Origin of the sequence: Kitasatospora sp. NPDC004799 (assembly GCF_040609095.1) — a bacterium.
Lineage (GTDB): Bacteria > Actinomycetota > Actinomycetes > Streptomycetales > Streptomycetaceae > Kitasatospora.
In genome coordinates this window covers 1-5,534 of sequence record NZ_JBEXJK010000498.1, presented here as the reverse complement: position 1 = coordinate 5,534, position 5,534 = coordinate 1, and the positions used below count along the sequence as shown (strand labels likewise).

The following is a 5,534-nucleotide window of genomic DNA, read 5'->3' as shown; positions in this document are numbered from 1 at the left end:
GCTGCCCGTACGGGGGCTGGCCGGCCGGGGCCTGCGGCGGGGTGCCGCCGTACGCCGCCGGGATGTTCAGCGGCGGCTGCTGGCCCGGGCCGGGCGGGGTGTGGCCGGCGCCGGGCACCTGGCGGCGCGAGGGGGTGGAGAGCTCGTAGTCGTAGCCGCACTCCTCGCAGAACCGTCCGGTCTGCGGGCTGCGGCAGATCGGGCAGACGGCCAGGCCCGCGGTGAGGCCCTGCGGCCCGGCCTGCGGTCCGGCCTGCTGGACGGCCCCGTGCGGGGGCACGGCGCCGTGCGGCGGCGGGGGCATCGCGCCCGGGGGCGGCAGGGGTGCCCCGGGCGGCGGGACGGACCCCGGGGCCATCGGCGGCGGGGGCGGCGGGGCGCCGAAGGAGGCGCCGCCGTGCCCCGGGTACCCGGGGTGCGCGCCGGGCGCGGGGTCGGCCCCGTGCGCTCCGGGGTAGCCTCCGTGCGCCCCCGGCGCGGGGGCGGGCGGAGTCATCGGGAAGCCGCAGAAGTCGCACCAGTCCTCGGCCTGCGACTCGTGGCCCCTCGGGCAGATCGGCATCAGGTCCCCCTCGTTTCCGGCCGGCTCGGTGCGGCGTCGCGCCGGGGCGCCGGCCCGGTCACGTCTTCAGCGGTCACTTCTTCACACGTACCGTCTTGGTCGACCGGGTCTCAAGGGTCATCGAGTCGGCCTCGCTCACGTTCTTACGGAACCGAACCGTACCCTCCTTCGGGTCCACCACGTCCACCACCTTCTGGAGCAGCTTGTAGGTGCCCTCGTTCCCGGTCGCGTGTGCGATCCGGACGGCGGCGCCCAGCTTGGCGGTCGCGCGGTCGACGTCCCCGGCCCGGTGGGCCTCCAGGCCCTCCTGGATGGAGGAGGCGAGCTCGGCCTGCCCGGTGTAGTGGGCGACCTGCGGGCTGATCCGGGTGGAGGAGGCCAGGTCGTCGGTCCAGACCGCCTTGACCAGGCCCTGGGTGAGCACCTCGGGGGTGCCGCCGGCCACCTGCCGGGGCAGCACCAGGCTGACCCGGGCGGCCAGCATCTCGTTGCCGACCGAGGCGGCCGGCACCTCGACGCAGACGTGGTAGTCGCGGCTCTCGTCGCCCCAGGAACCGGTGGGGTAGTCGCCGGCCCGGGGGCCGGCCTCGGTGCGCCGGGCGGTGAGGTCCTCGACCGCGGGGGCGACCTGCTTGACGAACCGGACCGTGGCGTTGGCCGGGGTCCAGATCCGCAGCGCGACGTCGGCGACCTGCTTGCCCATCGCGCCGGCCATCATCGAGCGGAAGTCCTCGGCCAGGCCGGAGGGCTCGGCGACGATGTCGGTGGTGCCGAGCAGCGCCGAGGAGATCCGGCGCAGCTCGTCGATCCGCCAGTCGGTGCCCACGCCGCGGCAGTCGGCGGTGAAGTGGCCGGTCACCCGCTCGATGGTGCGGGCCAGGTCCTCGGCCGACTCGTGCTCGTTGTTGCCGTCGGTGAGCAGCACGGCGTGCCGGATGGGGATGTCGCGGCGGGTGAGGAAGAGCTGGTCGGCCTTGGCCAGCCAGGTGCCCATCGCGGTGCCGCCGGCCGCGGTGAGCCGGCGCAGCGACTCCTTGGCCTGCTCGCGCGTGGCGGCGGAGGCGGTGGCGAGGGTGCCGTCGCCGGGGTAGATGTCGCGGGCCTCGTGGGTGCCGGCGACGACGGCGAAGGCGGTGCCGTCGCGCAGCGCGTCGATGGCGGCGGCGGTGGCCTCCCGGGCGCCGTTGATCTTGCTCTTGGGGTAGTCCATCGAGCCCGAGCAGTCCACCAGGACGACCACGGCCGCCGCGGTGCCGGCGCCCGCCGGGGCGGCGTCGGCGAAGCCGAGCGGCCGGCCGCCGGAGGTGCCGCCGCCGGTCGCGGTGACGGTGACGATGGCGTTGACCTCGCGGGCGCCGTCGGCCAGGTACTCGTTCTGGAAGATCTCCACGTCGAACCTGGGCAGGTTCGGCTTCGCCAGTGTTGCCATGGGGCGGTCGGCTCCCGTCGGGTGAGGGGTGGACGTGCTCAGGACGGTGGGGCGGCCCGCCGGACGGGCCGGCGGGCCGTGGCGCCGGAGCGTCCGGCAGGTGGTCGGTCAGGCCGTCGGCGGGTGCGGCGGCTGCGGCGGGACGGGCGGTGCGGACGGTGCGGCGGGCGGGCGGGCCCGCTCAGTTGGGCGAGCCGTGCTCGGCGCGCCAGGCCTCCCAGCCGGCCGTGGATGCCACCCTCGCCTCGTGCAGGGCCCGTTGGGCGAGGGCGGTCGGCGGGGTCTCCAGGCCGCGCACCCAGTTGCGGCCCGCGGTGACCAGCGCCACGCAGACCATCGTCGCCCCGGCCGCACTGAGCGCCGTACCGATCGCGGTGAGCACCGCTCCGCCGGCCAGCAGCGAGCGGTTGACCTGGAACCCGCTGAAGATTCTCTGGTTGGTCGCCATGCCTCCACGATGCGGGCAGTCGGCGGGGGCTGCACCTCGGACTGCCCGGGCCGGACGGTCCCGGGCGCGCTCCGGCCGCAGCGGGTGCGGGCCGGACGGCTCCAGGTGCGGGACCGGACGCTCCGGGTGCGGGCCGGACGGGCGTCCGCGACCCTGGGCACACGGAGTGCGCCCGGAGCGAGGAGGAGGCGCGATGCCCGATCTCGAACAGCTGGCCGTGGAGCACGCCGCCCGGGCGGCCGAGAGCCCGCACGGGCGCAGCGCCCACCTGGTGCTGCACGACGGGATCCTGCGGCAGACCGTGATCGCGCTGACCGCGGGCACCACGCTGGACGAGCACAACCCGCCCACCGCCGGCAGCGTCCAGGTGCTGCGCGGCCGGGTCTCGCTGACCATCGCCGGCCGACTGCTGGAACTGCCGGCCGGCCGCCTGGAGCCCGTCCCGCAGGAGCGGCACGGGCTGCTGGCGCACGTCGACTCGGTGGTGCTGCTGACCGCCGTCACCGCGTAGCGGTGCCGGGCTCCACCGGGTTGAACACGCTGTCGCTGACCAGCCGCAGCCCCCACAGGAAGTCCTGTCCGCTGGGCGCGAGTTCGGGCGCGGCCAGCCACTGGGCGCAGTAGCCGGCCAGCAGGGTCTGGTAGAAGGACCCGCGGGCGAGCTCCTCCGGTGTGTCCGGCACCTCGGGCAGCCCCTGGAACAGCGCGGCGAGCCCCAGCCGGCCCTCCTTCTGCGCCTCCGCGAAGGCCTGTGCCAGCTCGGGGGCGTGCGCGGCCTGCGCGAGCGCCTCGAACTGGGCCGCCCAGAGCCCGCGGTGCTCGACGAAGACGTCCCGCAGGCCGTTCCAGACGGCGGCGAAGCGCACCTCCGGTTCGTCCGACACCTCGTTGGCGCCGGCCACCACCTCCCCCAGGGCCACGCCCATCTCGCCGATCGCCTCGATCATCGCCGCGTTGAGCAGCGTCTCCTTCGAGCCGAAGTGATAGCCGATCGCGGCCAGGCTGACGCCGGAGGCGCTCGCGATGTCACGGGCGGTGGTGCGCCCGTAGCCCTTCTCGTACAGGCAGCGCTTGGCGCCGGCCATCAGGTCTTCGCGGTTTCCCATGCCCCGATCCTACGGAAGTCCTGGACGGATGTCTCGCACGAACGTCTCACTCACTTGTCCCACTCATTCGTCTCACGCGCTCGTCTCGCCCACTTGCCCGCTCGCTCGTCTCGCACGCTCGTCTTGCGCGACCGTCTCGCACGCTCGTCTTGCAGGACCGCCTTGCGCAAGCGTCTTGCGCGAACGTCTTGCGCAAACGTCTCATTCGATCGTCTCGCACGCAGGACTGAGACGATCGATTTACACATACGTACTAGACAATCGTCTGAGCCATCCGTACCGTCTTCCCCATGACCGCAACCACCGGCCGCGCAGGCCGTCGCGAATGGATCGGCCTGGCCGTCCTGCTGCTCCCGACCCTCGTCCTCACCATGGACATGGGCGTGCTCTTCTTCGCCGTCCCGTACATCTCCACCACGCTGGCGCCGAGCGGCACCCAGCAGCTCTGGATCATGGACATGTACTCGTTCGTGCTGGCCGGCCTGCTCATCACGATGGGCGCGCTGGGCGACCGGATCGGCCGCCGCCGGCTGCTGATGATCGGCGCCACCGGCTTCGCGGGCGCCTCGCTGCTGGCCGCCTGGTCGCACGACGCCGGCCAGCTGATCGCGGCCCGCGCGCTGCTCGGCGCCGCCGGGGCCACCGTGATGCCCTCGACCCTCGCGCTGATCCGCACGATGTTCCACGACCCCAGGCAGCGGCAGATCGCGCTCGGCGCCTGGGGCGGCATCCTCACCGCCGGGGCCACCCTCGGCCCGGTCGCCGGCGGCCTGCTGCTGGAGCACTACTGGTGGGGTTCGGCCTTCCTGCTCGCCGTCCCGGTGATGGCCCTGGTGCTGCTGACCGCGCCCGTGCTGCTCCCCGAGTACCGCTCCACCGCCCGCGCCGGCCGCTTCGACCTGCTCGGCGCCACGCTCTCGCTGGCCGCGGTCCTGCCGCTGGTCTACGGGATCAAGACGCTCGCCGTCGACGGCTGGAGCCTCCTCCCCGGGCTCGCCGTCCCGGCCGGCTTGCTGCTGGCCGGCGCCTTCGTCCGGCGCCAGCGCACCGCCGCGAACCCGCTGCTCGACCTGAGCCTGTTCCGGATCCGCACCTTCAGCGGCGCGATCAGCGTCAACACCGTCGCGATGTTCGCGATGATGGGCTTCGCCCTCTTCACCTCGCAGTACCTCCAGCTGGTCAAGGGCATGAGCCCGCTGACCGCCTCGCTCTGGTCGCTGGTGCCGAGCGTGGGCGTCGGCGCGGCGGTCGGGATCAGCTCGGCGCTGGCCGGCAAGGTCCGCCCGGCGGTGCTGATGGGCGGCGGCTTCCTGGTCGGCTCGGCGGGCTTCGCGATGATGACCCGGGTCGGCGCGCACTCCCCGCTGGCGCTCGTCCTGACCGCGGCCGGGGTGCTGGCCGCCGGGACGGTCGGCACCATGACGATGACCGCCGAGATGGTCGTCTCCGCCGCCCCGGTCGAGCAGGCCGGCGCCGCCTCCGCCACCTCCGAGACCGCCGTCGAGCTCGGCAGCTCGCTCGGCATCGCCCTGCTCGGCGCGGCCGGCGCCGCGGTCTACCGCCACCGGCTGGACGGCGCCCTCCCGGTCGGCCTCGACGGCGAGGCCGCCCGAACCGCCCAGGACACCCTCGGCGGCGCGGTCACCGTCGCGGCCCAGCTGCCCGGCCGGCTCGGCTCCGGCCTGCTGGAGACCGCCCGCACCGCCTTCACCGACGGGCTGCACGTCGCGGCCCTGGTCGGCCTGGTCTTCGCGCTGGGCGCCGCCGTCCTGGCCTACCGCCTGATGCGCCACCTCCCGGCCGCCGCCCCCGCGTCCACCCCCGCCCCGGAGGCCGTCACCGCCTGACCGTCCCCGGCCCGATCCACGCGAGTCATCGAGAGCCCCCGCCCACCCCTTGGGTTCTAGCGGTCGTTGCAACACCCCAGTTCAAGGGGTGCGATGGACTTCGAGATCCGGGAAGACCGGCACAAGAAGGGGCAGCGTCTGA

At 74.5% G+C, this 5,534-nt stretch carries 5 protein-coding genes and 1 pseudogene; 2 read left to right on the top strand and 4 right to left on the bottom strand.

Features of this window, described 5'->3' with window-relative positions:
• The 3 genes and pseudogenes from ABZW03_RS36420 to ABZW03_RS36410 form a co-directional block, all read right to left on the bottom strand.
• Positions 1–562 (bottom strand): annotated as a pseudogene (locus tag ABZW03_RS36420) (hypothetical protein); the annotation flags it as partial.
• 73 nt (positions 563–635) lie between these two features.
• Positions 636–1,991: a VWA domain-containing protein gene (locus ABZW03_RS36415; RefSeq protein ID WP_355268417.1), complete on the bottom strand. Its 1,356-nt coding sequence runs from the start codon at positions 1,989–1,991 to the stop codon at positions 636–638.
• Between the two features lie 181 nt (positions 1,992–2,172).
• Entirely contained in the window at positions 2,173–2,439 is a 267-nt protein-coding gene (locus ABZW03_RS36410) for a hypothetical protein (protein ID WP_355268414.1), read from the bottom strand.
• 193 nt (positions 2,440–2,632) lie between these two features.
• Here ABZW03_RS36410 and ABZW03_RS36405 point away from each other — a divergent pair, with 193 nt between their 5' ends.
• Positions 2,633–2,950 (top strand): cupin, encoded by a 318-nt coding sequence (locus tag ABZW03_RS36405; protein ID WP_355268411.1) that lies wholly within the window; start codon positions 2,633–2,635, stop codon positions 2,948–2,950.
• On the opposite strand, the gene ABZW03_RS36400 is transcribed toward ABZW03_RS36405, so the two are convergent.
• Positions 2,940–3,545 carry a TetR/AcrR family transcriptional regulator gene (locus ABZW03_RS36400; RefSeq protein ID WP_355268408.1) on the bottom strand — a complete coding sequence of 202 codons (606 nt, stop codon included), beginning with the start codon at positions 3,543–3,545 and terminating at the stop codon, positions 2,940–2,942. The genes ABZW03_RS36405 and ABZW03_RS36400 overlap by 11 nt on opposite strands.
• Before the next feature lie 290 nt (positions 3,546–3,835).
• Here ABZW03_RS36400 and ABZW03_RS36395 point away from each other — a divergent pair, with 290 nt between their 5' ends.
• Positions 3,836–5,392 carry an MFS transporter gene (locus tag ABZW03_RS36395; protein ID WP_355268405.1) on the top strand — a complete coding sequence of 519 codons (1,557 nt, stop codon included), beginning with the start codon at positions 3,836–3,838 and terminating at the stop codon, positions 5,390–5,392.
• Positions 5,393–5,534 lie beyond the last annotated feature (142 nt).